The sequence below is a fragment of the Loktanella salsilacus genome, from assembly GCF_900114485.1.
In the GTDB taxonomy this organism is placed as follows: domain Bacteria; phylum Pseudomonadota; class Alphaproteobacteria; order Rhodobacterales; family Rhodobacteraceae; genus Loktanella; species Loktanella salsilacus.
Map to the genome: position 1 here is coordinate 226,036 of NZ_FOTF01000002.1, position 25,135 is coordinate 251,170.

The window sequence follows — 25,135 nt, forward strand, 5'->3', positions numbered from 1 at the left end:
TTAGTCAGGCATTATTCAGCCGTCCGTTCAGCGACTTTCGCCGCATCCCACAGCGCGTCCATCTCTGCCAGATCGGACTGCGCCGGTGTGCGCCCGATGGCCGCCAGCGCATCCTCGACCGCGCCAAAGCGCCTTGTGAACTTGGCATTTGCCGCGCGCAGGGCTTCCTCTGGGTCCACGCCAAGGTGCCGTCCAAGGTTGGCCATGACGAACAGCAGATCGCCGTATTCCTCGGCCACCTTGTCTGGTGTCAATTCGTCGCGGGCCTCGATCAGCTCTGCGGCTTCTTCGGCGATCTTGTCCACGACAAGGCCGACGTCAGGCCAATCAAAGCCCACCCGCGCGGCCCGCTTTTGCAGTTTCACCGCCCGCATCAAGGCTGGCAGGCCAAGCGCGACGCCGTCCAGCGTGCGCCCCTCGGCCTTGGCCGCGCGCTCTGCCGCTTTGATCTTTTCCCAATCGGCCGTTTGCTGATCGGCAGATTTATCACGCGATTCGTCCCCAAAGACATGCGGATGCCGCGCGACCATCTTGTCGCTGATATCGCGCACAACGTCGTCAAAAGTGAACAGCGCGGCCTCTGTCGCCATCTGGGTGTGATAGACCGACTGCAGCAGCAGATCGCCCAACTCTCCGCGCAATTCACCCCAGGCCTTGCGCTCAATCGCGTCCGCGACCTCGTAAGCCTCTTCAATCGTGTAGGGGGCAATCGTGCTGAAATCCTGTTCGATATCCCACGGGCACCCCGCGATAGGGTCGCGTAGCGCACGCATGATCGCCAGCAGGCGCGGCATTCCGCCATTCGAGTCATGGATCAGGGCATTATCACGCATTGCAGGGGCCTTTGTTCTAGGTAACAACATGCTAATTCCCCTGAAGCCAGAGTGCCAGTCATGCCCGTCCTGAATTCCATCGCCGACAGCCAAGCCATGCTGGCGGAATGGCGCCGCCATCTGCACACGATCCCCGAAGTGCAATTTGCCCTGCACGAAACCTCTGCCTTTGTCGCGGACCGCTTGCGCGAAATCGGCGTGGACGAGATTCACACAGGCATCGCCACCACGGGTATTGTCGCGATCATCAACGGCCAGAAACCGGGCCGCACCATTGGCTTGCGCGCCGATATGGATGCGCTGCCGATGCCCGAGGAAACCGGCCTTGATTACGCCAGCACCAACCCCGGCGCGATGCACGCCTGCGGCCACGACGGTCACACAACCATGCTGCTGGGGGCGGCGAAATACCTGACCGAGACGCGCAATTTTGCGGGCCGCGTCGCCCTGATTTTTCAGCCCGCCGAAGAGAACGGATCTGGCGCGAAAGTCATGCGTGAGGAAGGCATCTTTGATACCTTCGACATCGCCGAGGTCTACGCCCTGCACAACGCCCCCGGCACCCCGGTCGGCGAATTTTACACCACGCCCGGTCCGATCATGGCGGCCGTTGATGAATTTACGATTAAGATCAATGGCAAAGGCGGCCACGGTGCATTCCCGCAAGACACCGTCGATCCCATCACCGCCGCCGTCAGTATGGTGCAGGCGATCCAGACCATCGTCAGCCGCAATCATTATGCGCTGGACGATCTGGTGATCTCGGTCACGCAAATCCACGCAGGCTCAGTCTTTAACGTGATCCCGGACACGGCCATGATCAACGGCACTGTGCGCACCTTTGATCCTGCGGTGCAGCAAATGGTCATGAGCCGACTGCAGGCCATCGTGGACGGGCAGGCCGCCAGCTTTGGCGTCACCGCGACGCTGGACTATGGCAACGGCGATCCGGCGACGATCAACGACCCGGATTGCACCGCCTTTGCCGCCAGCGTCGCGGCGGACATCACAAGCTGTGACGCCACCGTATCCCGCGACATGGGGGCAGAGGATTTTTCCTACATGTTAGAGGCGCGCCCCGGTGCCTATCTGTTCATCGGCAATGGCGACAGTGCCGGGCTGCATCATCCAAAGTACAATTATAACGACGAAACAACGGCTTATGGGGCGACCTTCTTTGCCCGCCTGATCGAAAAAGCGCTACCGCTTTAGGCCTGCCGCAGTCTTGCGTCCGCGTCCCGGTTGTCTGGCCGGGGCGCGCCCCCATATGTGCCTGAACCAAAGGATACTAATATGTTTAAGAAACTGTTGCTTGGGGCCTGCGTCCTGGCCATCGCGGGCGCCGCCTATGTCCGCCTGTCGCCAACGGACCTTGCACGATTCGCCGTTGCGCCAATCGCGACAGAGGCGGGCGATACCGCAACATCGAACAGCTTTAAGGCCGCCCGCCAGATCACAGCGCCACCGACCGACATTCTGCAGGCAGTGAACACCGTCGCCTTGAAAACAGAGCGGACACAGATCATCGCAGGCTCTGTCGCCGAAGGTCTTGTGACCTATGAAACCCGCTCGGCCCTGATGGGCTATCCCGATTACACCACCGCAACCGTGATCGACAGCGAAGGCGGCCCGCTTTTGGTAATCCGCGGCGAGTCCCGCTTTGGCAAATCCGACCTTGGCGTGAACCGCGAACGCGTCGAAGGCTGGCTGACCCAGCTTGGCCCGCTGGTCGTGCCGGCCTCTTGACCCGTCAGCCCTCTTGACGGGCGCGGCGCAGCCTGCCACCTGATCCGCATGATACCCGCAGACCGCATGGCCCAAATCATTGACCGCTTCCAGTTCCTGGAGGCGAAGATGTCCGGCGACATTGCCGGGGCAGATATTGCTGCCTTGGCCAAGGAATACAGCGACTTGACCCCCGTGGTCGGCACGCTGCGTGCCTATCAGGACCTTGTGCAGCAGATCGACGACACCGAATATCTGCTTAAAGATCCCGAAATGCGCCGCATGGCCGAAGAGGAACTGCCCGGCCTGCGTGACCAGCTTGCCGTGTCGGAAAAGGCCGTGCAACTGGCCCTTCTGCCCAAAGATGCCGCCGACGCACGCCCCGCGCTGCTGGAAATTCGCCCCGGCACGGGCGGCGACGAAGCATCGCTTTTCGCCGCTGACCTGTTGCGCATGTATCAGCGCTATTCGGAAAATCAGGGCTGGAAGTTCGAAATCCTCGACCAAAGCGATACAGAGCTTGGCGGGATCAAAGAAGTCACCGCCCGCATCGCTGGCGACGGCGTTTTTGCCCGGATGAAATACGAATCCGGCGTCCACCGTGTGCAGCGCGTGCCTGAAACAGAATCGGGCGGGCGCATCCACACCTCTGCCGCCACCGTCGCCGTGCTGCCAGAGGCAGAAGAGGTCGACGTCCAGATCGCATCCACTGACATCCGCATCGACACGATGCGCGCCAGCGGGGCAGGCGGCCAGCACGTCAACACCACCGATTCGGCTGTGCGTATCACCCATATCCCGACGGGAATCATCGTCGTCAGCGCCGAGAAATCCCAACACCGGAACCGCGAAATCGCGATGAACGTGCTGCGCACCCGGCTGTTTGACCTCGAACGCCAGCGCGTTGACGGCGAACGGTCTGCCGACCGCAAGGCGCAGATCGGCACGGGCGACCGATCAGAACGCATTCGTACCTACAACTTCCCCCAGGGGCGCCTGACGGATCACCGCATCAACCTGACGCTCTACGCGCTGGGGCAGGTGATGCAGGGCGATCTGGACGCCATCATTGATGCGCTGCAATCCGACGCGCAGGCGCAACTTCTGGCAGAGATGGGCGCGTGATCTGGTCCGACCTGCTGCGGCAGGCCGCCCAAACGCTGACCGCCGCGGGAATCGAGGGTGCCCCCCGCGATGCCCGCCGCCTTGCGGCGCATGTCCTTGGCATCGACGCCAGCCGCATCACCTTGATCGCGCAGGACCCGGTCGCCCCCGGGCTGGCCCAGCTTTACACCCAGATCATCGACCAACGCGCCCGCCGCGTGCCCGTGTCCCACCTGACCGGCACCCGCCAATTCTATGGCCGCACGTTTGAGGTGACGCCAGACGTTCTAGACCCCCGGCCGGAAACCGAAATCCTGATACAGGCCGCCCTCGCGCGCCCGTGGCAGCGCCTGCTTGATCTTGGCACAGGTTCGGGCTGTATCCTGCTGACATTGCTAGCAGAACGCGGACCGACGGCCTTTGGTATCGGCACTGACCTGTCCCGCGCCGCGTTGGCTGTCGCAATGCGCAATGCCGCCGCCCTGCGCCTTGGCGATCACGTCCAGTTCCACGCGGGCAGCTGGCTGGATGCGCTGCCTGCCAGCACCGCCGCCTTTGATCTGATCGTGTCCAACCCTCCTTATATCACGCTGGACGAATACGCCGTCCTTGATCCCGGTGTCGGCCTATACGAACCCCGCTTGGCCCTGACCGACGAAGGCGACGGGCTGGCCGCCTACCGCCAAATCACCAGCAAAGCCCCGGCGCATCTGGTCCAAGGCGGTTGGCTGATTGTCGAAATTGGTCCGACTCAAGGACCCGCCGTTGCAGACATGTTCACCCGCATCGGTTTCGAAACGATTACCGTCACCCCAGACTTTGACGGCCGCGACCGTGTCGTTGCTGGACAAAAACCGCGCAGCGCGTTGCTTTGACCCACCATTTCGCGTTTTTATCTTGCGTAAAGGCCGCCAACGTGCAATTTCAGCTCTACCGGCGCGCAGAGTGCTTCAGCGCTCGCTCCGGTTTTGCCGCCAGACACCGCTTGGGTCCCCACCGCGCACACGGCGTGGTCGCATCGGGAACAAGCGCAACAAAGCCAAGGGCTTGACGGAAGTTCATTCATGAGATCATCGAAGTCACGGTCGCGGGGCAATAAGAACCGCAACAACAATCGCCCGACCGGCGGTAGCATCATCAATCGGGTATTCGACAGCTCCGGCCCCGAAGGCAAGGTGCGCGGCACGCCTCAGCAGATCATTGAAAAATACAACCAGTTGCACCGCGATGCGCAGCTGTCGAACGACCGTGTGAACGCGGAAAACCACGCGCAACACGCCGAACATTATCTGCGGATGCTGGCCGAGGCACAGCGCGAAGTTGATCGCCTGCGCGAAGAGCAAGAAGAGCAGAATCGCCAGCGTCAGGCCGAACGTGACCGCGAACGCACCGAACAAGAAGAGCTGAACCGCCAGCGCCAATCAGAGCGTGACCGCGAACGCAATGAACGCCTGCGCGCACAAGAAGAGGCCTCTGGCGGCAGCGACGCCCAGCCTGATTCTGATGACAGCGGTCTTGTCGACACCCCCGAAGCGCAGCCGCAACCGCAGCCCCGCCCACAAGCGGCCCCCGCTGCAGAGGTCGCGCCAGCCGCATCAACTGACGGCGACGCACCCGCGCCCCGCGCGCGCAAACCCCGCGCCCCGCGCAAACCGCGTCCCAAGCCAGAGGCAAGCACCGACGCACCCGCCGCTGCCCCGTCAAGCGACAGCGCCGAGTAAACCGCTCCATCTATACAAATGACAAAGGGCGCAGGCACATCATAGTGCCGCGCCCTTTTCTGCGTCTTCGGGTCCGCTTTCTTCTGGTCAAAAATACCTCGGGGGTTGCCGGTTGGTGCGCCACTGGTTCAAGAACCAGCCGGCGACGGGCAGAGCCCCCATGCAACGCCCGTATCAAAAACCCAGAGCGCCCCAAACACCCATCCCCCAATCAGGCCTCGCTAAAGCTCCGGCTCAGCGCGCAAAACTGCTCTAGCCCAATCTCTTCCGCACGCGCAGTCGGCGCGATGCCAACGGCCGTCAAATGCCCTTCGACATCGCCGCCCATCGGCTTCAGCGCGGAACGCAACATCTTGCGCCGCTGGTTAAACGCCGTTGCCACAACCCGGTTCAGCATCACCGGATCGGCCGGATAACGGGGCGCAGGCAGGGCGGTCAAATGCACAACGGCAGAGCTGACCTTAGGCGGGGGCGAAAACGCCTCTGGCGGCAGGTCCATCACGATCCGCGCATCCGTGCGCCAATGGGCCAGCAGCGCAAGGCGCCCGTAAGCCTTGTCGCCCGGCATCGCCACAATCCGCTGTGCAACCTCGCGCTGGAACATCAGTGTCAGACTGGTCCAAAACGGCGGCCAGGTCGGCGGCGACAGCCACCGCACCAACAGTTCTGTGCCGATATTATAGGGCAGGTTCGCCGCGATGCGGATCGGGGCCTCCAACCGCCCCGTCACGTCAATCTCTAGCGCATCGCCGTTCACGACCTCGAGCTGCCCCGGATAGACCGCTGCAATCTCCTCCAGCGCCGCAATACAGCGCTCGTCTTTCTCGATCGCCAAGACGCGCCGCGCGCCTTCGGCCAGCAACCCGCGGGTCAACCCGCCGGGGCCAGGGCCGATTTCAAGGATATCAGACCCCTTCAAATCCCCTGCCATCCGCGCAATCTTGGCGGTCAGGTTCAAATCCAGTAAAAAGTTCTGCCCCAGCGATTTCTTCGCTGCGATCCCATGCGTTTCAATTACGCTCCGCAATGGCGGTAGGTTATCGATCTGGCTCATATCGTCATCATCTTGCTTTAAATACTCCCGCCGGAGGCTCCGGCAGCTGCGCCCATCCGGGCATCTGCCATATCACGCGCCATCCGCAGCGCCGCAATCATTGACGTCGCATCCGCCACGCCCTGACCCGCAATCCCATAAGCCGTGCCATGATCCGGCGACGTCCGCACAAACGGCAGGCCCAGCGTGACGTTCACACCGCCCGCAAAATCAATCGTCTTGATCGGGATCAACGCCTGATCGTGATACATGCAGACCGCTGCGTCGTAACCTGCGCGGGCGGCGGCGTGGAACATGGTGTCGCCGGGCAAGGGGCCAGCCAAATCAAACCCCTCGGCGCGGAGCGCGTCCAGCAGCGGCGCGATCATCTCGCGCTCTTCCGTGCCCATCTTGCCGTCTTCGCCCGCGTGCGGGTTCAGGCCCGCGACAGCGATCCGGGGCGCTGTGACGCCGAAATCACGCATCAGCGCGTCGCGGGTGATCCGCAGCGTATCGCGCAGCACGGCGGGCGTCAGCGCAGCGGCGACGTCTTTCAGCGGGATGTGGATCGTCGCAGGCACAACGCGCAATTCGGTGCAGGCCAGCATCATCACGACAGGCACATCCCCCGCAAGGGCCGCCAGAAACTCTGTATGTCCGGGGTAGGCGAAATCAGCGCCGTCGATCAGCGCCGCCTTGGAAATCGGGGCCGTGCAGATCGCCCGCGCCGCGCCCGCCATCACCAGACCTACGCCATCGGCAATTGCATCAATCACGCCTTGGGCATGCGCGGGGTTCGGCGTGCCGGGCACGCGCGGCGCGCCAAAGTCGCGTGCCAAAACGGGCAAAGCATCAGGGCAGGGCCCATGGGCCTGCGCTGCATCCGTCACTTCGCGATATGGCGTACCGCTGGGCAAATGACGCGGATCACCGATCCACAGCAGGGCCATGTCGCCGCCCAAAACGCGCCATGCATCCGCTGCGACCTCTGGTCCAATTCCGGCAGGTTCGCCGCAGCTGATGACAATCGGTGCGCCGGGCGCGGCAACTGCGGTCACGAGCGGATCAGGGCCGCCGCACGCAGCTCTGCCAGCAAGGCCTGGGCAAACTGCTCTAGCCGCTGGCTTTGCAGGCTGGCGCGCAGTGCATCAGGATCAGTCAGCCCGTCGCCGTAGGTGCGACCGCACAGCATGACCAGCTGCGCCCCAGCGCCGCCACCCGTCGCTGTCACAGACACTTCGTCCCGGTCCAGCTTTGCCAATTCCAACGCAATCCCCTGAGAGATCTGCGTAGGCGCAACATCATCCCGCAGCAGCGCGTCGGCAGGCTGACCCTTGGCCAGACCATAAAGGTCGTCGCAGGTATCAACCGACAGCTTGGCGGTCTGCGCTGCGGCCAGATCGGCGAATTGCATCGCCGCATAATCGATGCTGGTCGGCTGCGGACGCGCCTGCGGCACCTCGCGGATACCGCGCATCTGGAACAGGGCGACACCATTCGGGATCTGGATCGGCGCTGTGACTTCACCCACCGACAGACCAGAGATCAGGCCTTGCAGCGCGGGCGGATAGTTCGACAGCGGCAACCAGTTCAACCGGCCACCGTTGTTGCGGCTGGGCAAGGCGGAATACTGACGCGCCGCTGCCTCGAATGTGGCTTGCGAGCGCGTTTCAGCGATGCCGCTGGCAATCGCATTGGCCTGCGCCGCGCGGGGCGGCGGGGCGGGAATAATGATCTCGGTCAGCAGAACCTCTAGCGCATCGCCGGTCCCGCCTTGCTGGCTTAGGCTGCGGGCGATGTCCGCGTCGGACACCTGCGCCTGCGATGCATACCGTAGGCGGATAAAGTCGCGCCACGTCACACCGATCTTGACGAACTGTTCCAGCGTGGACGCGGCCACACCGTTTTGCGCCAAAATGCCGGTGAACTGCGCCTGCGACAGATCGGCCCGGCTGGCAAAGGCTTCAACCTCAATCGCCAGTTGTTCGGCGGTGATCCGGATACCGGCGCGGTCCATCTCTTCTTGCTTAAGCGCTTCCTCGATCAGCTGCTCGCGCGCCAGATCGTTCGCATTCCCCGGCGTGCGGAACAGGGTCAGCAGCTTGGCGCGCTGGTCCAGTTCGTAGCCGCTGATGGCGGTGTTGTTCACCGTAATCGCAGGCGAGAATTGGCCTTGTGCGGCGGCGGGCGCGGCCAGCAGCGGCAGCATGAGGGCGGTCAAAAGAGTGGTCAGGCGCATCGGGTCGGGGTCCTATCGTCGTGATCAGTTCTGGCAGTACTAGTTCTGGCAGGTGGCGGGCGTCACTTGGGGCATGCCATTGGCCGAAAAGCCCTGCAATTCCACCGACAGCCCGTAATCCGTCGTCGGCTCTACCGTAGTGGAAGACGCATAGCTGCGCGAGACCGAAAGCGAGACGGTGACGCATTCGTTGCTCCACCCTAGGTCGATCCCGGCGCTGACCGGACTGTCGCGGGCGACGTCATATCGCGCGTCAAAGCCCAGATTCCACGTATCAGACACGTCAACCGCGCCCTCTAGGCTGTATTCGGACACCACCGGTCTGTCGATATTGTTATCGGCGGCCTGCCAGATATAGCCGCCCGCCAGCTGCACGTCTGGCCGGTTCCAGAACACCCGCGCCGTGGCCAGCGTGGTCGTGCCATCGTCCTGCAACAAGCCGCGCGCGTCAAAGGTCAGCCCGCGCGGCAGTGCAATTTGAGCCGCGACCAGCCAGTCAGAGGCCGCATTGCGCTGACCAGAGGTCAGGGTAAAGGCGCGGTTGGTATCGCTGCGCAGAATGCGGCCAAAGCCCAGCTGCGATGTCACGCCCTCTGACCCGCTGCGCGTCCACGTTAGCCCCAGGGCCAGCTTGGTCGATGCCTCTGCCGCGTCTTGGCCGCTGAATTGCGTCAGCGACAGCAGGTTGCCTTCGTCCAGTTCCGGGCGGGCGCTATCCTCGTTCGGGGGCAGATCGCCGACGGGGTGGGAATAGGTCAGCGCAGCCACCGGCTCCAGCACATGCCGCGTCTTGCCATTGCTGCGCACCAGCGGATAGCGCAGTTCGGCCTGCACATAGGGCACCAGCCGCGCCAGCGTTGGGTCATAGTCGACGGCGTCATTCAGTTGCCAGACATCAGCCTCTAGCGCGCCCGTGGTCGTCAGCAGGACGCCGGTCGATGACAGCCAGTCCTTGGACCAACTGGCCGTGACGCCGGTGCGGGTCATATCGCGCCCCGCATCACCGATCGCCTCGCCATAGCGCAGCAGCGTGTCGACGCTGCCGCCCAGCGTGACCGTGCCGCCAATCGCGGGATAATAGCGCCGGACAAAGGCGCTTTCACCGACCAAAGGCGGCAGGCTGGCGTTTTCTTCGTCATCGCGCAGGGTCTGGTAATAGGACAGACTGGCAGAGGCCGCGAAATCATCCGTCACCTTGGTCAGCGCCAAAATGCTGGACAGCCGGTCCGTGTCGCTGATGCTATAATCGCTCAGGTATGAGCTGTCAGAGGCGGTCTGGATGTCGAATTGCAGCTTCACACCGCCGCCGACGTCAATGTCGCCTGTCGCGTACAAGTAGCCGCGCAGATCGCTGTCGTCGTTCAAGCTATCCTCTGACACCGAGGTGGTGATCGTGACATCGCCCGCCGCAAAGGCCTGCCGATAGCGCAGGCCAAGGGTGGCGGTTTCCGTCGCAAGGAACGGCGTCAGCAGCAAATCGCGGTCATCCGCCAGCGCAATGTAATAGGGGACCTTTAGCCCAAACCCGAGCGAATCGTTGGTGACGATCTGCGGGATCAAAAGGCCCGTCGCCCGTGTGTTCGTCGGGTCGGGCAGGCGCATATAGGGCAGGTAGAGGATTGGCAGACCCTTAATCCGAAAGGATGCATTGGTGAAATACAGCTGCTGCGCGTCTTCGTCATGCAGCACCTTTTCGGCGCGAATTTCCCACAAAGGGGCCTCTCCGCTGCAAACTTGGCAGGATGTCACCGCCGCCTTGTAAAGCTGGCTGTAACGCCCGTCCGCCCGGTCGATCTGGTTCGCCGCCAGTTGCAGCTGCTGGTCCAGCACCAGCCGCGCGCCCAGCAGGACGCCGTTTTCTAGCTTGGGATCGATGTCGGCCTGATCGGCGGTCAGGATTTCGCCATCCGCGCCGGTGATCAGGATCGGCCCCTCGATCAGTAAACGGTCGCTGGGTTTGTCATAGGTGATGCGGCTGGCCTGCAGGCGGTTGCCTTCATACAGCACCTCGATATTGCCGGTGGCGATCAGGCGATTGCGTTCCACGATATCGACCGTGTCGGCCACCAAAGTCGCCGCCATCTGGGCCGCCACAATCTGCGGGGCCAAAGCCAGTGCGGCCACAAGTGTTCCGAAAAACCGCATTAACCGTCCTCGCGTTGTAGCAAAATCCCCAAGGCAACACCTGCCGCCGCCAGCGGCGGTGCCCAAGCGGCCAGCGCAGCCGGCACATCGCCGTTTTCACCCAATATCTGAGCGAAGTTGCGGATGAAATAGATCGTAAAGGCCAGCAGGATCGCGCTCATCACATTTAGGCCCACCTTGCCGCCGCGCTGCGGACGCATGGTAAAGGCCGCACCGATCAGCATCATCGCCCCCAGAAACAGCGGCTGCGACAGCTCCATCTGCAACCAGACGATATGGCGCTGCGCCGAAAACCCTGCCGATTGCAGCCGCTGAATAAAGGCAGGCAGGTCCCAGATCGAAATCGAGCTGGGCGTGCCAAAGTTATTGCGGATCTGATCCGCCGTCAGGCTGGACGAAATGCTGGCCGTGGCGGACACCGTCGCCGCCGCCTCTGGCGTGTCGGCCGTGTTGAACGGCCATGTCTTAACCCCGTTGAGCGTCCATGCGCCGTTATTGAGCACGGCAATATCTGCCTTGATCCGCGATTGCGGCATGCCGTCCGGGGCAAAGGTCAGGAACGTCGCATCCCACAGCGTCGTGCCCGACAGGTTGGTGCGGGCCGCGTGAATAACCGTCTGCCCGGTGTCATCGCCTTGCCGCAGCCATAGGCCAGAGGATGACAGCGACAGCACCGATCCGCCGCCGCGCAGCGTGGCAACCTTGCTTTCAAACGCCCGCGATGTCGCCGCGACAACCGGGTTCATCACGGCAACCCCGATCGCGCCAATCAGGACCGACACGATCAGCGGGGCCAGCAGCAACCGCAAGCCAGACCGCCCCGCCGCGCGTGTGACCACCAGCTCTGACGACCGGGAAAGGCCAAGGAACATCGAAATACTGGCGATAATCATGATCAGCGGCAGGATTTGATACACACCGCTGGGCGCATCAAGCAGCGCCAGATCTAGGATATCGCCAAAGCTGCCCGCATCCCCGCCATAGCGGCGCAGGTTGTCGGCCAGTCCTAAAAACGTCAGGATAATCGCAAAAATCCCAAAGATCGCGCCAAAGATATAGGCGAACCGCCGGGCGAAATACCGATCAAGGATCATGCCGCAGCCCCCAGCTTAGGTTTGCGTTTGAACAGATAGGGGCGGGATGCGACGAACAGCAAGGTGCAGATCATCGCAAAACCCGCGACGACGGCTAGATAACTGGCAAACCACATCTGCGGCGACGTGCGCGCCATGTTCAGACCCGTCGTTTCAAGCGATTTGATCACGATAATCAACACGATGGCAAAGATCACCTGCGGCCAAACACCAAAGCGGCTGAAACTGCCGATCATCAGCGCCGAAAACCCCAGCAGCGCCGCCACGGTGCCCAGCACGGATTGGGAAATCCGGTCATGCGCCTCTGTCACCAGCTGCGCCTCTGTGCGGCCTGTCTCGGCTGCCAAGGCCGGGGTGGGCGACAGTAGATCCCAGGTCATCACCTCGCGCGAATTGCGATTGGTGCGCGGTGTGATGTTCATCATGCTGCCGATATTATAGGAAAAATCCGCAAACTCTGTCACGAAGAGCCGCTGATCGGGGCCGCGCAGGTTTTGCGCCATACCGTCCACCATCACCAGCTGCGCATCGCCGTCGTTGCGCACAAGGTAGGCGCGCCGCGCGGTATAGGTGACTTGGCTTTGCGGATCGCGCAGGTCGGACAGGAACACATCCTGCAACTCGCCCTCTGGCGTGATGGCGCGGATGTAGACGGTGATCCCGTCGGTGGGTTCGATGAACTGGCCCTCGGTCAGGATGCGGGCGGTGATGTTCTGGGCAATCTCGGCCTGCCGCTCGTTCAGGATCGTGGACGACAGCGGCACCAAGATATGCATCAGCACTGACATCAGCAGCGCCACGATCAATCCAAACGACAGCACCGGCCGCGCCATGCGCCACGGGCTGAACCCCGTCGCCTGCACCACGACAAGCTCGCTATCTTGGCTCATGCGGTTGGTCACATAGACCGATGCGGCAAAGGCTGACAGCGGCAGCGCCAGCCGGATCACATTGGGCAGCGATAGCATGATCAGTTCAATAATCACGCCAAAGCCCTGACCGTCAGCAATCAGCTGGTCAAACAAACGCACAGCGGCGTTGATCCAATAGATCAGCACCAGCACAAGGCTAAAGAAGCCAAAGGTCACCATCAGCTGGCTGATCATGTAGCGGTCGAAACGGGCCAAGGGGATTACTTCCTGCGCAGCGGTTGCGGCAAACTAGACCAAGGCCGCGTCCACCGAAACTGCAAACTGGCCATTGCGGCGCAGGGCCGCTAGCTAGGGGCAAACGAGTTGCCACAGCCAAGAGGCCCCCATGACCCAGATCGCCGATATCCGCTTTGACGCCGCAGACCTTGATACCTTCGCTGAACTGACCGGTCTGCTGGCCGTTCTGGTCACGCCAGATGGTAAAATGGACGGAGGCGCGCGCAAAGTGAACGCCCTGACCCGCAAGGCGCTGACCCGCGCCGCTGAGAGCGACGCCTTTGCCAAGGCAAAAGACGGCGACGTCATGCGCCTGTCGTTCCCCGCAGGTTTGGCTGCTGATGCCGTGCTCATTGTAAAATCTCCCGCCAAACCGGACCAGACCATCGCCCGCCGCATTGGTGCCCAATTGGCCAAGGCGCAGGGCAAGGACGCGCTGACCGTCCTGCTGGGCAAAACCGCCCGCGCAGAAGATATCGCGCTGGGTCTGGCGCTGCGCAGCTATGACTTCAACGCGCATAAATCCGGCACCAAATCCGAACCCGGCGCGATCACCTTGCTGGTGGACGATCCCGAAGCCACCGCAAAGGCCGCAAAAACCGGCATGGCCATCGCCGAAGGCGTGTTCTTTACCCGCGATCTGACGAACGAGCCGGCCAACGTGCTGACCACCGACGACTTTGCCGCACGCCTTGCCGCGATGCAGGACCTGGGCCTTGACGTTGAGATCCTCGAAGAGGATGACCTGAAAAAGCTTGGCATGGGCGCGCTGCTGGCCGTCGGCCAAGGTTCTGCCAGCCCGTCCAAGGTTGTCGTGATGCAGTGGAACGGCGGCGGGGACGATGCCCCCTTTGCGCTGGTCGGCAAGGGCGTCGTGTTCGACACCGGCGGCATCAGCATCAAAGGCGCGGCGGGCATGGAAGACATGACCATGGACATGGGCGGCGCTGGCGTCGTGGCGGGCGTGATGCGCACGCTGGCGCTGCGCAAGGCCAAGGCGAATGTCGTGGGCCTTGTGGGCATTGTGGAAAACATGCCGTCCTCGACCGCGTATCGCCCCGGCGATGTGCTGACGTCGATGAAGGGTGACACGATCGAAGTCATCAACACCGACGCCGAAGGCCGCCTCGTGCTGGCCGACGTGCTGTGGTACGCGCAGGACCGCTTTAAGCCCTGCGGCATGATCAACCTTGCCACCCTGACGGGCGCGATGCTGGTGGCCTTGGGCCATGAAAACGCAGGCGTGTTCAGCAACAATGACGATCTGGCGGGCGCGTTCCTCAAGGCCGCTGGGTCCGAGGGCGAGGGCGCGTGGCGCATGCCGCTGGCCCCGGCCTATGACAAGCTGATCGACAGCAGCATCGCCGACATGAAAAACACTGGCGGCCGCTATGCCGGATCGATCACCGCTGGCCAATTCTTGCAGCGCTTTGTCAAGCCGGACACGCCCTGGTGCCATTTGGATATCGCTGGCGTCGCGTCCGTCAAATCCGAAACGGCATTGGCCCCCAAGGGCGCGACAGGCTGGGGCGTCATGGCGCTGAACCGCCTGATCGCCGACAAGTTCGAGGGCTAAATGGGCGCCGTCTATTTCTACCACCTGACCGACAGCCCGCTGGAAGACGCCCTGCCGCAGATCCTTGACCGGGCCCGCGCGCAGGGCTGGCGTGTGCTGGTCCGGGGCCGCCGCCCGGCGCTGCTGGACCGGCTGGACAAGGTGCTGTGGAACGGACCAGAGGATAGTTTTCGCGCCCACGGGCTGGCTGGAACGCAGGACGCGGACCAGCCGATCCTGCTGGGCGCGGATATTGCGTCAGACGGTTTCGACTGCGTAATCAGCGTGGACGGGGCCGATCTGACACCGGCCGAGATCGCAAGCGCGCAGCGCGCCTGCATCATGTTCGACGGTCACGACGGCGACGCGCTACAACATGCGCGCGGTCAGTGGAAATCGCTGACGGGCGCTGCGGTTGCGGCGCAGTACTGGGCGCAAGACGACGGCCGCTGGATCAAAAAGGCCGAAGCTGGGTAGGTGAAGCCTTTGGCTGCCGCAATCCGTCTGGGTTAAAACGTGTAGGTCGGATCGAAGTCTTCTGGCAGTTGGTTTGACGCAGCGCAGCCCGCAAGGGCCAGCATCAGGATCAGGGTCAGTCGCATGGTGTCACCTTGTTAAAATCAGCGCATCGTCTTTGATCTGGATGTTACTGAAATTGCGCAAATAGGTCATCCCCAGAAGCGAGCCATCCATCTGCCCTTCGTTCACCACCGCAGGCACATCCGCCAGTGTCACATCCGACAGCGTGACTTGGTCCAGCGTGACCTGCGCCGTGCGCACCACGCCATTGGCGGTGCTGGCCTGTCCCAGATAGCGCAGCGCGTCCGTATCAATCCCGGCCTGCTGCGCATCATCCTGCGTCAGAACGACCTGAGAGGCCCCGGTGTCGACCATAAACGTGATCGGCTGCCCGTTCACATCCAGCCGCGCATAAAAATGACCGTCGGATTGGCGCGGCAAGGTGATGGCACCGCCTGCCGTGATGCTTTGCTGCGGCGCAACGCTGCCGCGAATATCGCCCCACAGGCCTGCCGCTGCGATGAAGCCCACAAAGATGAGGCCCCAGATGCTGGCTTGCTGCGCGACTTTGCCCATCTGGCCCCGTTGACTGACGAAATAGCTGGCTGCAATCGCGCCGCCCATCAGGGTCAGATAGCTGATTTGGATGATTTGATCAGTATTCATGCGTTAGCATATAGGGGTTAGCCTGCCAGACCGAAACCCTCGAGCCCGTCCAGTATGAACTGCACCGACAGAGCCGCCAGCAACATGCCCAGCAGGCGGGTCACAACGTTGATGCCGGTTTTGCCAAGCATTTTTTCCAGCAGGCCGGCCGCCATAAACATGGCGAACACCATGCCGATGACAATCATCATCACACCCAGCACCGCGCCAAAGCCCATGGCATCGTCCGCCTGACCTGTCAGCAGGATGATCGTAGCGATGGCACCCGGCCCGGCGATCAGCGGGATCGCGAGGGGAAAGATTGAAGGATCGTGTGCGGGATCAATGGCGTCATCCGCATTGTCCTGACGCCGCGCCTGACGCCTTTCGAACAGCATGTCGAGCGCGGTAATGAACAAGAGCACACCGCCCGCGATCCGGAAGGCGTGCATCGAGATGCCGACAAATTCCAAAAGCGACTCGCCGAAAAAGGCGAACATCAGCAGCAGGCCAATCGCAACAAGGCAGGCGCGGGCCCCAATCGCCCGGCGATGGGCTTGGGTCATGCCTTGGGTCATTGCGATGAAAAGCGGCGCCAGACCGATCGGGTCGATCACGATGAACATGGCCGTAAAAGCGGCGATCAGGGCGGGCAAGTCGGTCATGGGTGCGGCCTTTGGTTTGCCTCCGGCGGGAGTTTATCTTGCAAGGTGATATGGGGGCATGTTGAGGCAGAGGGGTCGCCGGGGGCAAGGGGTGGATGCCTCCGGCGGGCGTATTTTTCGAAAAAACGAGGCTGGGTGCCGCGCTAGGCCAAGGGTCAGCCTTTTTCGGCTTTTTCCAGCTTTTCAAGAGCCGCCATCCACATGGCTTCGGCGCGGCCGAGGCCTTCCATGACTTCAGCGTATTTCTTGTTCCACGTTGCCAGTTCGCCAATGCGGCTGTCATCGTAGAGCGCTGGGTCGGCGAGCTTTTTCGCCAGCTTGTCGCGCATTTCGTTGATCTTATTGACCCGTTCTTCGCCTTTGCGGGCGTCAGAGCGGAGGGCCATGATTTCCTCTCGGGTCGCTTTTTTGACCTTCGGGGCAGCGGGCTTGGCTTTTTCCTGTTGCTTTTCAGGCGTCAGCAGCATGCGGCGATAGGCGTCAAGGTCGTCGTCATAGGGTGTGACGTTGCCGCCCTTGACCAGCCACAGCCGGTCGGCGACCATCGACAGCAGGTGCATGTCGTGGCTGACAAGGATGACGGCACCGGAATAGGCGGTCAGCGCGTCGACCAAGGCTTCGCGCGATTCGATATCAAGGTGGTTCGTCGGCTCGTCGAGGATCAGCAGGTGCGGCGCGGGCAGGGTGGCGAGCAGCAACGACAGACGCGCCTTTTGACCGCCCGACAGGCGGCCTACGGCGGTATCGGCTTGGTCAGCGCCAAGGCCAAAGCCTGCAAGGCGCGCGCGCAGCTTCGCTTGGCCTTCTTCGGCGCGTTCACGCAGCAGGTGTTCCAGCGGGGTTTCTTCGATCCGCAGCTCGTCCACCTGGTGCTGGGCGAAAAAGCCGATGCGCAACTTGTTGGACGTGACCATGGTGCCGCGCGCCAGTTCCAGACGGTTCGACAGCATCTTGGACAGGGTCGATTTACCCTCGCCGTTGCGGCCCAGCAAGGCGATGCGGTCGTCTTGGTCAATGCGCAGGTTCAGGTCGTGCAGCACGATCGTGTTGCCGTAACCCACAGCGCCGCCTTCGACGCTGATGATGGGCGGCGACAGCTCTTCTGGTTCGGGGAAGGTAAAGACGGTGCGGGCCGCGTCAGCGGGGACGCGGATCGTCTCCATCTTTTCCAGCGCTTTCACGCGGGACTGGGCCTGCTTGGCCTTGGATGCCTTTGCCTTGAACCGGTCGACGAACTTTTGCAGGTGTTCGCGCTTTGCGTCCTGCTTTTTCGCAGCCGATGTCAGCAGCGCGATCTTTTCAGCGCGCTGGCGGGCAAACATGTCGTAGGTACCCGTGTAGTAGATCAGGCCCTTATTTTCGAGGTGCAGGATGCCACCGACAGAACGGTTCAGCAATTCGCGGTCGTGGCTGACGATCAGTACGGTATGAGGGTATTTGGCGATATAGGCTTCAAGCCAGAGCGCGCCCTCAAGGTCGAGGTAGTTTGTCGGCTCGTCGAGCAGCAGCAGGTCAGGTTCGGAGAACAGAACGGCGGCCAAGGCCACACGCATCCGCCAGCCGCCAGAGAAGGCAGAGCAGGGCATGCGCTGTTCTTCGTCGGTAAAGCCCAGACCCTTGAGGATCGTAGATGCGCGGCCTTCGGCGCTCCAAGCGTCGATATCGGCAAGGCGCGTTTGCACGTCTGCGATGCGCATCGGGTCGGTGGCGGTTTCGGCCTCGGCCAGCAGCGCCTCGCGCTCTACGTCGGCGCGCAGCACGGTGTCGAGCAAGGACACCTCGTTACCGGGCACCTCTTGGCTGACGCCACCGATCTTCCAGCCGCGAGGCAGGGAAATGGTGCCGGTGTCGAGGATCATCTCGCCACGGATAATGCGGAAAAGTGTCGTCTTGCCGGTGCCATTGCGACCGACCAGTCCAACCTTGTGACCCGTTGGAATGGTGACGCTGGTGTTTTCCAGCAGCGTGCGGCCTTCGACGGAATATGTGATGTCTGAGATTTTGAGCATGGCCGCCGCATAGCAGAGGCGGCGGCCATGGGAAAGCGGGGTTTATTGCCGTTCTGCTGCGACGTCGCGGTTCCAGATCGTCGGATCAATGCCGTGGCCCATATCGGGGTGTTCCTTAATGCGGAACAGCGGCACCTTGCCGGCCTTTTTCTGGGCAAAGTAGTCTATTGTCAGACGCTTAACCGTGCCCGACAGGATCAGGATGGCGACAAGGTTGATTGTTGCCATCACCGCCATGCTGGCATCTGCCAGATTGAACACGGCGGATACAGGCTGCACCGCACCCCAAATCACCATGCCCATCGCCGCCGTTTTCAAGATCAGCAAGGGTGTGCGCCCGCCAAGGCCCAGAAACTCCATCGCGGATTCCGAGTAGGAATAGTTGCCGATGATAGATGTGAAGGCAAAGAACAGAATCGCCACGGCGATAAAGATCGGGCCTGCGCTGCCGATGTGTTCGGACAGGGCGTTCTGCGTCAGGACCATGCCTTGCGCGCCGTCAGGGCCGTAATCCACCGCACCAGACAGCAGGATCATTAGCGCCGTCGCCGTGCAGATCAGCAAGGTGTCGATAAACACGCCCAAGCCCTGCACCAGACCTTGGCTGGAGGGGTGATGCGGGCTCGGCACCGCAGCCGCCGCGATGTTCGGGGCAGAGCCCATGCCAGCCTCGTTGCTGAACAGACCGCGTTTCACGCCGTTCATCAGCGCGGCCATGATCCCGCCGGTAAAGCCGCCAGCGGCCTGTTCGAACCCGAAGGCCGATTTCACGATCAGCGCCAGCATGGCGGGCACTTCGGTGATGTGGATCGCGAGCACATAGATCGCGACGAGCAGATAGATGCCTGCCATCGCGGGGACGATTTTCTCTGCCACATTGGCGATGGACCGGATGCCGCCAAAGATCACGATGCCCGCCAGCGTCGCAATCACAAGGCCCGTCACGATGCCCGGCACGCCAAAGGCCTGCGTCATCGCCTCTGATATCGAATTGCTTTGCACAGCGGAAAAGATCAGGCCGAAGGACAGGATCAGGCAGATGGAAAAGGCATAGCCCATCGTTTTGGACCCGACGCCATTCGCCATGTAGAACGCAGGCCCGCCGCGATACTGGCTGTCGGCGTTGCGGACTTTATACAGCTGCGCCAGTGTCGATTCGGCGTAAGCCGTCGCCATGCCGACCAGCGCCACCATCCACATCCAGAAAATCGCGCCCGGTCCGCCCAGATAGATCGCGACAGCGACCCCGGCCAGATTGCCGGTGCCGACCCGGCTGGCCAGCGAAATGGTCAACGCCTGCAGCGGGGTGATTCCATCACTTGATGTCTCGCGCGATCCGATGATGACGCGGAAATACTCGGGGAAGTGGCGGAACTGGATGAAGCCCAGTCGCACCGTGAAAAACAGGCCTACGGCCAATAGGCCATAGACCAGCACATAGCCCCACAGCACGTTGTTTAGAAAATCGACGACCAGATTCATCGCCTTACCCCTCGTGATTGATTTTTATGCAGGCCACCACCTAAACGTGTGCTGCGGAAAGGCAAGCATCGCCGCTTTTCACCGTGCCGCGCCCATGTTAGGGCAGCGCCAGTTTTCACGCCGGGCGCATCGCGCCCGTCCACCAACCGAAAGAATCATATCATGGCTATCCAGCGCACATTCTCGATCATCAAGCCCGACGCCACAAAGCGTAACCTGACCGGCGCCATCGTCGCCAAGTTCGAAGAAGCTGGCCTGCGCGTTGTCGCATCCAAGCGTATCCAGATGACACTGGCTCAGGCACAGCAGTTCTACGGCGTACACTCCGAGCGTCCTTTCTTTGGCGAACTGTGCGAGTTCATGATTTCCGAGCCGATCGTTGTGCAGGTTCTGGAAGGCGAGAACGCAATCCAGAAGAACCGTGACGTCATGGGCGCAACGAACCCAGCAGACGCCGCTGCCGGCACGATCCGTAAGGAATTCGCTCTGTCCATCGGCGAAAACTCCGTCCACGGCTCCGACGCGCCAGAAACCGCTGCGGAAGAAATCGCATTCTTCTTCTCCGGTCTTGAACTGGTTGGCTAAAACGCAAAAGGCGGGCACAGCGCCCGCCTTTTCGTCATCTTTGCCTGATTACTCAGGCGTATTGGGGCTGTCCTGCTGGGACGGCCCCTTTGCGTTCCAGATGTTCGCGTAGGATCGCGACATTGCGGCGGTTGGATTTGAACGTCGCGTCGAACAGATCGCCCAAGATAGGGATCATGCCGACCAGCGTATCGATCGCCGTATTCGCCGCCATCCGCCCGATCACATGCGGCGATGCGCCCATGCGCTTTGCCTCGATGATGATCCAAGCGGACGGGGCCAGCGTCAGGATATCGCCGACGCCGGGGATCAGGCCAATGATCGAATCGTAACCGATGCGCAGGCCAATAATCGGCACCCGGATCGCCGTATCCATGCGGTGCGCCATCTTTTCTAGGCGTTCTAGGCGTGTGTGATGATCGTTCATGCCGACACCGGTTCAGTGCGGGCAATGATCCAGATCGCGTGGACCAGACCGGGGATGTAGCCCAGTAATGTCAGAATGATGTTCAGCCAGAAATGCTTGCCAAAGCCGACCTTGAGGAAAACGCCAAGCGGCGGGATTAGAACGGATAGGATGATGCGGACCAGGTCCATGATGGGCCTCCTTGATTATTCACCAAGTTAATGCGCAAGCCCCGCGCAATGTTCCGACCTTACTATTTACGCACGCCAATCCGGTTCATGAACGCCTCAAGCTCTGTGCGGGCCTGATCGACATATTTGGCGCAAAGAGCGTCAAAGCTGACACGCAACGCGTCTTTTTCAGCGCCCTGACAGTCGTTCCAAGGTCGCCCCTGAAGCGCCATGTGCAACACGTAATATCCAATAAAATGTGGGCGTTGCCCATTTTCCAGCAGCTTGGCATAGGCTGCGTCCGCGCCAAGATCGCGCAGGGTTTCCGCGTCAGGGATGCCTGCATCAATCAATGCAGTTTCCATCGCGGGGCCAAGATTTTTGATTGTCGATATGGCGGTCATACTCACCACTATCACCAAAGAAACCCGGACCGTCGAGGGAAATTCCCGCGGCGATCCGGTTCTATGTATTTAGATGCTGGCAAAGTCCCGAATAATCGGTGTGTTTGCCTGCTGCTGCTCAAACTGCGGCGCCACTGGGGTGCCGGTTTGCTGCGACGGGACGGAGTTTCCGCCCTGCTGCTGTTGTTGCTCTGCCTCTGATTGGGCGGAATGCTGGCTGGCCATGAAGGTGGTCCTAAATTGTTGCCGACGTTCTTTTCGTTTCCCGACCCATCGCCTCTTATTGGGCGATGAAGTCAATTTCGGCCCGGATCATGTTTATGTCAGGGCCGAATTGGGGCGGAATTAAGGCATTGTTAACCAATCCGAAACTCACCCTTTCGTGGCTTAGCGCTTGAACGGCGCTTTTCCGCCGGGCTTGCCTTTGCCGCCGAACTTACCAGCGGGCTTACCAGCAGGTTTGCCGCCCGGTGGTACGAACCGCTTGGATGTGTCCGATGCGCTGGCCTTTGGCTTTGCAGGGGCACCGTCAGGCTTTTTCCACGCAGGCTTGCCCTCGGACTTGCCCTTCCACGCGGGCTTATCGCCTGCGCCTTCGGACTTGCCTTTCCACGCGGGCTTTTCGCCGGGCTTGCCGTCCGATTTGCCTTTGTACGCAGGCTTGTCGCCCTTGTCTTTCCACGCCGGCTTGCCGCCGGGGGCACCGTCAGACTTGCCCTTATAGGCAGGCTTGGCGTCGCCATCAGCGCGGTAGGGCGCGCGGGCAGGGCGCGCGTCGTCGGACTTGCCCTTCCACACAGGCTTTGCGCCGCGTGGCTTGTTCAGATCGACCAGCGCATCGCCGTGATCCTTGCGCTCTGGCTTGGCACGCGGCTTGCGCGCCTTGGCGCTATCATCGCGGTTTGGCGCGATGGCGGCCACGTCATCCTGACGGCTGGGCGGCGGCGGGCTGGTGTCGCGGGCGCGGGGCGGACGCGGTGCGCGGGGCGCATCATTGTCACGCGGCGTATACGCCTTTTTATCGGGACGCGGGCCGCGATCGCTGATCTGCGGCACACCGTCAACGATGCTTAGCTTGGCCTGATTCTCTAGCACCATGTCCGGGCCAACAGCCTTGATGAACGCGGCAGAGGCACCTTCGGCGATCTCGACAAAGGTCTCGTCCGCTTGGATGCGGATCGCGCCGATTTCTTTCTTGGTGATGTCGCCGGCTTTGCACAGCATCGGCAGCAACCAACGGGCCTCGGCCTTTTGGTCACGGCCCACATCAACGCGGAACCACTTGGACGGGCCAAAGGTTTCCTTACGCTCGCGCGGGGCCTTGTCGCTGCCATCGCGGGGCGCAGGGGCGTTGACGGCGCTCAGGTCTTCTGGCGCGGACTGCTTGCCTTGATACACACGTAGATAGGCGGCAGCGATCTGTGCTGGCTCATGCAGTTCCAGCAGACGGCTCGCGAATGCCTTTTCGTCCTCGGTAAAGGTTTCGCCCCAGATTTCGTCATTCAGCAGACGCTCTTCATCCTTGCGCAGGATTTCATCTGCGCTTGGCGCCATCGCCCAGGTCGCTTGCAGCTTGCCCCATGTCAGCAGGTTTTCTGCCCGGCGCCGCATTTTCGGCGTCACGATCATGGCAGAGATACCCTTGCGACCAGCCCGGCCGGTCCGGCCAGAGCGGTGCAGCAGGATTTCGGCATTGGTCGGCAGTTCGGCGTGGATCACCAGCTCTAGGTTCGGCAAGTCGATACCGCGGGCAGCAACGTCGGTGGCTACGCAAACCTTTGCGCGGCCATCGCGCATGGCTTGCAGCGCGTGGGACCGTTCCTGCTGAGACAGCTCGCCGGACAGGGCGACCACGGAAAATCCACGGTTGCTGAGGCGGGTGGTCAGGCGTGTGACCATGGCGCGGGTGTTGGCGAAAACGATGGCGTTGGGCGCATCGTAGAACCGCAGCACGTTGATGATGGCGTTGTCGCCGTCATGCTGCGCGACGCTCAGGGCGCGGTATTCGATATCGGCGTGCTGGCCTTCTTTCGTCACCGTGGTGACGCGGACAGCATCGCGCTGATAGGATTTCGCCAGCTTGACGATGGTTGCAGGCACCGTGGCCGAGAACATCAGCGTGCGGCGCTCGGGCGGGGCTTCGCCAAGAATGAACTCTAGGTCTTCTTTAAAGCCCAGATCCAGCATCTCGTCCGCTTCGTCCAAGACGATGGCGCGGATGTCGGACAGGTCGATATTGCTGCGCTTGACGTGGTCGACAAGGCGGCCGGGCGTTGCGACAACGATATGCGCGCCGCGATCAAGGCTGCGGCGTTCGTCGCGCACATCCATACCGCCAACGCAGGACGCCAGAACGGCGCCGGTGCCAGCATACAGCCACGACAATTCGCGCTTTACCTGCAAGGCCAGTTCGCGCGTTGGGGCAACGATCAGGGCAAGAGGGCGGCCAGCGGGGCCGAATGTGCCGTCTTCGGCAAGAATCGTTTTACCGATGGCAAGGCCAAAGCCGACGGTTTTGCCAGAACCGGTCTGGGCACTGACCAGCAGGTCCTGACCATCCAGATCGGGATCCGTCACGGCCTCCTGCACGGGTGTGAGGGCATCATAGCCCTTATCTGCAAGGGCGCGGGCGAGTGTATCGATCATGGGGTATGGGTCCGGAATAAGTCAGCTTGTCGCCCTATGCCCCTTGACCTTGTCTGTCCAGTGTCAATTACTGTCAAATTGGTTTGAAGCTGCGCGCGCCATCCGCTTACACCAACGGCGATGGATAATCCATGCCGCAAGGCTGAGTAGTGCAGGCATAATCAGCGCGGGCAAACCGGGCTGCGGTGCCGCCATGGTATCGGACTGCGGCAGCAGGTCAAAAGCGACCGGCGCAGACAAGGCAAAGGCATCCCACAAGGCATGCAAGGCCACCGCTGGCCAGACGCTACGGGCTTGCACCGTGACCGCACCAAAGAACAGACCCAGCCCCCCAGCGCCTGCAATCTGGATTGCGGTGACGGTCAAATCCTGCCCGGCAAGGGCGTTGACGCCGTGGAACAGACCAAAAATCACGCCAGAGGCAAAAATCGCCCAGCCTGCGTTGAACTTAGCCCGCAGGCCGTGCAGCAGGACACCGCGAAACAACAGCTCCTCGAACAGGCCGACCATCAAGGCGAGGGTGGCGATGGGCCAGAGCGAGGACCGCATGACATCCCCGCCTTCCAGCGACACAAAACCCAACCATGTGACCGCCACAATCGACACCGGCGGCGTCAGGATAAACAGCGCAAGGCGCATGCCCGCCGGATCAACTGGACCCGACAGGCCAGTCGCGTGCCCCCAACGCAGCAAACCCACGATCAGGCACAGTGCGAGCACCAAGATGGCTTCGTTCACGATAAAGGGCAGCAGATTCGTCATATCGACGACGCCGGTCCCATTGGTGACATCCACCGGACCGCGCAGCAGCAAAGGCAGGATGAACCAGCCCATCGTCAGGGCCAGCACGGTGATCGCGGCGGCAAAGGGGTGGCGGCTGCCATAGGTTGAAAACGGGCGCATCTGTCTGCCTTTACCTTGCAATCGCGCGGTTATGGCAGGCGGGTATCTTGCGTGCCAGCGCGGATTAGCGCCTGACAGCCGCGATCACCGGAATGTGCCAAGTG

The 25,135-nt window shown here is 61.8% G+C and carries 25 protein-coding genes; 8 read left to right on the forward strand and 17 right to left on the reverse strand.

Annotation, left to right across the window (positions count from 1 at the left end; translation table 11 throughout):
• Positions 1–11: 11 nt before the first annotated feature.
• Positions 12–833 (reverse strand): nucleoside triphosphate pyrophosphohydrolase, encoded by an 822-nt coding sequence (gene mazG, locus BM131_RS02580; protein ID WP_090185180.1) that lies wholly within the window; start codon positions 831–833, stop codon positions 12–14.
• 60 nt (positions 834–893) lie between these two features.
• On the opposite strand from mazG, the gene BM131_RS02585 reads away from it, so the two are divergent.
• The 5 genes from BM131_RS02585 (at position 894) to BM131_RS02605 (ending at position 5,383) form a co-directional block, all read left to right on the forward strand.
• The gene (locus BM131_RS02585; protein ID WP_090185183.1) at positions 894–2,045 is read left to right on the forward strand and encodes a M20 aminoacylase family protein; all 1,152 of its coding nucleotides are present in this window, start codon (positions 894–896) and stop codon (positions 2,043–2,045) included.
• Positions 2,046–2,126: 81 nt separating this feature from the next.
• Positions 2,127–2,579 carry a DUF1499 domain-containing protein gene (locus BM131_RS02590; protein ID WP_090185185.1) on the forward strand — a complete coding sequence of 151 codons (453 nt, stop codon included), beginning with the start codon at positions 2,127–2,129 and terminating at the stop codon, positions 2,577–2,579.
• Positions 2,580–2,627: 48 nt separating this feature from the next.
• Positions 2,628–3,683 carry a peptide chain release factor 1 gene (gene prfA, locus BM131_RS02595; RefSeq protein WP_090185188.1) on the forward strand — a complete coding sequence of 352 codons (1,056 nt, stop codon included), beginning with the start codon at positions 2,628–2,630 and terminating at the stop codon, positions 3,681–3,683.
• Entirely contained in the window at positions 3,680–4,537 is an 858-nt protein-coding gene (gene prmC / locus BM131_RS02600) for a peptide chain release factor N(5)-glutamine methyltransferase (RefSeq protein ID WP_090185189.1), read from the forward strand. The genes prfA and prmC overlap by 4 nt, the downstream gene beginning before the upstream one ends.
• A 189-nt stretch (positions 4,538–4,726) precedes the next feature.
• On the forward strand, positions 4,727–5,383 hold the full coding sequence (locus tag BM131_RS02605) for a DUF4167 domain-containing protein (protein ID WP_090185192.1): 657 nt from the start codon (positions 4,727–4,729) through the stop codon (positions 5,381–5,383).
• A gap of 211 nt (positions 5,384–5,594) precedes the next feature.
• Here BM131_RS02605 and rsmA read toward each other — a convergent pair whose 3' ends face one another.
• From rsmA to lptF, 6 genes are read right to left on the reverse strand one after another with little or no spacing between them, the layout of a single operon-like run.
• Positions 5,595–6,437 carry a 16S rRNA (adenine(1518)-N(6)/adenine(1519)-N(6))-dimethyltransferase RsmA gene (rsmA, locus tag BM131_RS02610; protein WP_090185193.1) on the reverse strand — a complete coding sequence of 281 codons (843 nt, stop codon included), beginning with the start codon at positions 6,435–6,437 and terminating at the stop codon, positions 5,595–5,597.
• A 17-nt stretch (positions 6,438–6,454) separates the two neighbouring features.
• Positions 6,455–7,474, reverse strand: coding sequence for a 4-hydroxythreonine-4-phosphate dehydrogenase PdxA (gene pdxA, locus BM131_RS02615; RefSeq protein ID WP_090185196.1), 1,020 nt, complete (start codon positions 7,472–7,474; stop codon positions 6,455–6,457).
• Entirely contained in the window at positions 7,471–8,655 is a 1,185-nt protein-coding gene (locus tag BM131_RS02620; protein WP_090185199.1) for a peptidylprolyl isomerase, read from the reverse strand. Before BM131_RS02620 ends, pdxA begins: the two co-directional genes overlap by 4 nt.
• 39 nt (positions 8,656–8,694) lie before the next feature.
• Positions 8,695–10,800, reverse strand: a complete 2,106-nt coding sequence (locus BM131_RS02625) for an LPS-assembly protein LptD (RefSeq protein ID WP_090185201.1) — start codon at positions 10,798–10,800, stop codon at positions 8,695–8,697.
• The gene (gene lptG, locus BM131_RS02630; protein WP_090185204.1) at positions 10,800–11,894 is read right to left on the reverse strand and encodes an LPS export ABC transporter permease LptG; all 1,095 of its coding nucleotides are present in this window, start codon (positions 11,892–11,894) and stop codon (positions 10,800–10,802) included. Before lptG ends, BM131_RS02625 begins: the two co-directional genes overlap by 1 nt.
• Positions 11,891–13,021, reverse strand: a complete 1,131-nt coding sequence (gene lptF / locus BM131_RS02635; protein WP_245754110.1) for an LPS export ABC transporter permease LptF — start codon at positions 13,019–13,021, stop codon at positions 11,891–11,893. Before lptF ends, lptG begins: the two co-directional genes overlap by 4 nt.
• A gap of 130 nt (positions 13,022–13,151) precedes the next feature.
• Here lptF and BM131_RS02640 point away from each other — a divergent pair, with 130 nt between their 5' ends.
• Both BM131_RS02640 and BM131_RS02645 read left to right on the forward strand, forming a co-directional pair.
• Positions 13,152–14,618, forward strand: a complete 1,467-nt coding sequence (locus tag BM131_RS02640; protein ID WP_090185207.1) for a leucyl aminopeptidase — start codon at positions 13,152–13,154, stop codon at positions 14,616–14,618.
• Positions 14,619–15,074, forward strand: coding sequence for a DNA polymerase III subunit chi (locus BM131_RS02645; RefSeq protein WP_090185209.1), 456 nt, complete (start codon positions 14,619–14,621; stop codon positions 15,072–15,074).
• A 129-nt stretch (positions 15,075–15,203) separates the two neighbouring features.
• On the opposite strand, the gene BM131_RS02650 is transcribed toward BM131_RS02645, so the two are convergent.
• The 4 genes from BM131_RS02650 to BM131_RS02665 form a co-directional block, all read right to left on the reverse strand.
• The gene (locus BM131_RS02650) at positions 15,204–15,782 is read right to left on the reverse strand and encodes a retropepsin-like aspartic protease family protein (protein ID WP_090185213.1); all 579 of its coding nucleotides are present in this window, start codon (positions 15,780–15,782) and stop codon (positions 15,204–15,206) included.
• A 17-nt stretch (positions 15,783–15,799) separates the two neighbouring features.
• On the reverse strand, positions 15,800–16,426 hold the full coding sequence (locus tag BM131_RS02655) for a MarC family protein (RefSeq protein WP_090185215.1): 627 nt from the start codon (positions 16,424–16,426) through the stop codon (positions 15,800–15,802).
• Positions 16,427–16,581: 155 nt separating this feature from the next.
• A complete protein-coding gene (locus tag BM131_RS02660) occupies positions 16,582–18,435 on the reverse strand; it encodes an ABC-F family ATP-binding cassette domain-containing protein (protein WP_090185218.1) in 1,854 nt (617 codons plus the stop codon).
• 42 nt (positions 18,436–18,477) lie between these two features.
• On the reverse strand, positions 18,478–19,917 hold the full coding sequence (locus BM131_RS02665; RefSeq protein WP_090185221.1) for an alanine/glycine:cation symporter family protein: 1,440 nt from the start codon (positions 19,915–19,917) through the stop codon (positions 18,478–18,480).
• A 162-nt stretch (positions 19,918–20,079) separates the two neighbouring features.
• Here BM131_RS02665 and ndk point away from each other — a divergent pair, with 162 nt between their 5' ends.
• Positions 20,080–20,502 carry a nucleoside-diphosphate kinase gene (gene ndk, locus BM131_RS02670; protein WP_090185224.1) on the forward strand — a complete coding sequence of 141 codons (423 nt, stop codon included), beginning with the start codon at positions 20,080–20,082 and terminating at the stop codon, positions 20,500–20,502.
• A 52-nt stretch (positions 20,503–20,554) separates the two neighbouring features.
• Here the strand turns inward: ndk and BM131_RS02675 are convergent, their stop codons facing one another.
• The 6 genes from BM131_RS02675 to BM131_RS02695 all read right to left on the reverse strand — a co-directional run bounded on the left by BM131_RS02675 (position 20,555) and on the right by BM131_RS02695 (position 25,031).
• On the reverse strand, positions 20,555–20,929 hold the full coding sequence (locus BM131_RS02675; RefSeq protein ID WP_090185226.1) for a DUF4112 domain-containing protein: 375 nt from the start codon (positions 20,927–20,929) through the stop codon (positions 20,555–20,557).
• Complete coding sequence (locus BM131_RS02680; RefSeq protein WP_090185229.1) at positions 20,926–21,099, reverse strand: YqaE/Pmp3 family membrane protein; 174 nt, start codon at positions 21,097–21,099, stop codon at positions 20,926–20,928. The genes BM131_RS02675 and BM131_RS02680 overlap by 4 nt, the downstream gene beginning before the upstream one ends.
• Positions 21,100–21,161: 62 nt before the next feature.
• Positions 21,162–21,482 carry a TfoX/Sxy family protein gene (locus BM131_RS02685; RefSeq protein ID WP_090185241.1) on the reverse strand — a complete coding sequence of 107 codons (321 nt, stop codon included), beginning with the start codon at positions 21,480–21,482 and terminating at the stop codon, positions 21,162–21,164.
• A gap of 69 nt (positions 21,483–21,551) precedes the next feature.
• Complete coding sequence (locus tag BM131_RS20195) at positions 21,552–21,707, reverse strand: hypothetical protein (RefSeq protein ID WP_175499133.1); 156 nt, start codon at positions 21,705–21,707, stop codon at positions 21,552–21,554.
• Between the two features lie 162 nt (positions 21,708–21,869).
• Positions 21,870–24,128: a DEAD/DEAH box helicase gene (locus BM131_RS02690; RefSeq protein WP_090185243.1), complete on the reverse strand. Its 2,259-nt coding sequence runs from the start codon at positions 24,126–24,128 to the stop codon at positions 21,870–21,872.
• 63 nt (positions 24,129–24,191) lie between these two features.
• Positions 24,192–25,031: a CPBP family intramembrane glutamic endopeptidase gene (locus BM131_RS02695; protein WP_090185246.1), complete on the reverse strand. Its 840-nt coding sequence runs from the start codon at positions 25,029–25,031 to the stop codon at positions 24,192–24,194.
• Positions 25,032–25,135: the final 104 nt, after the last annotated feature.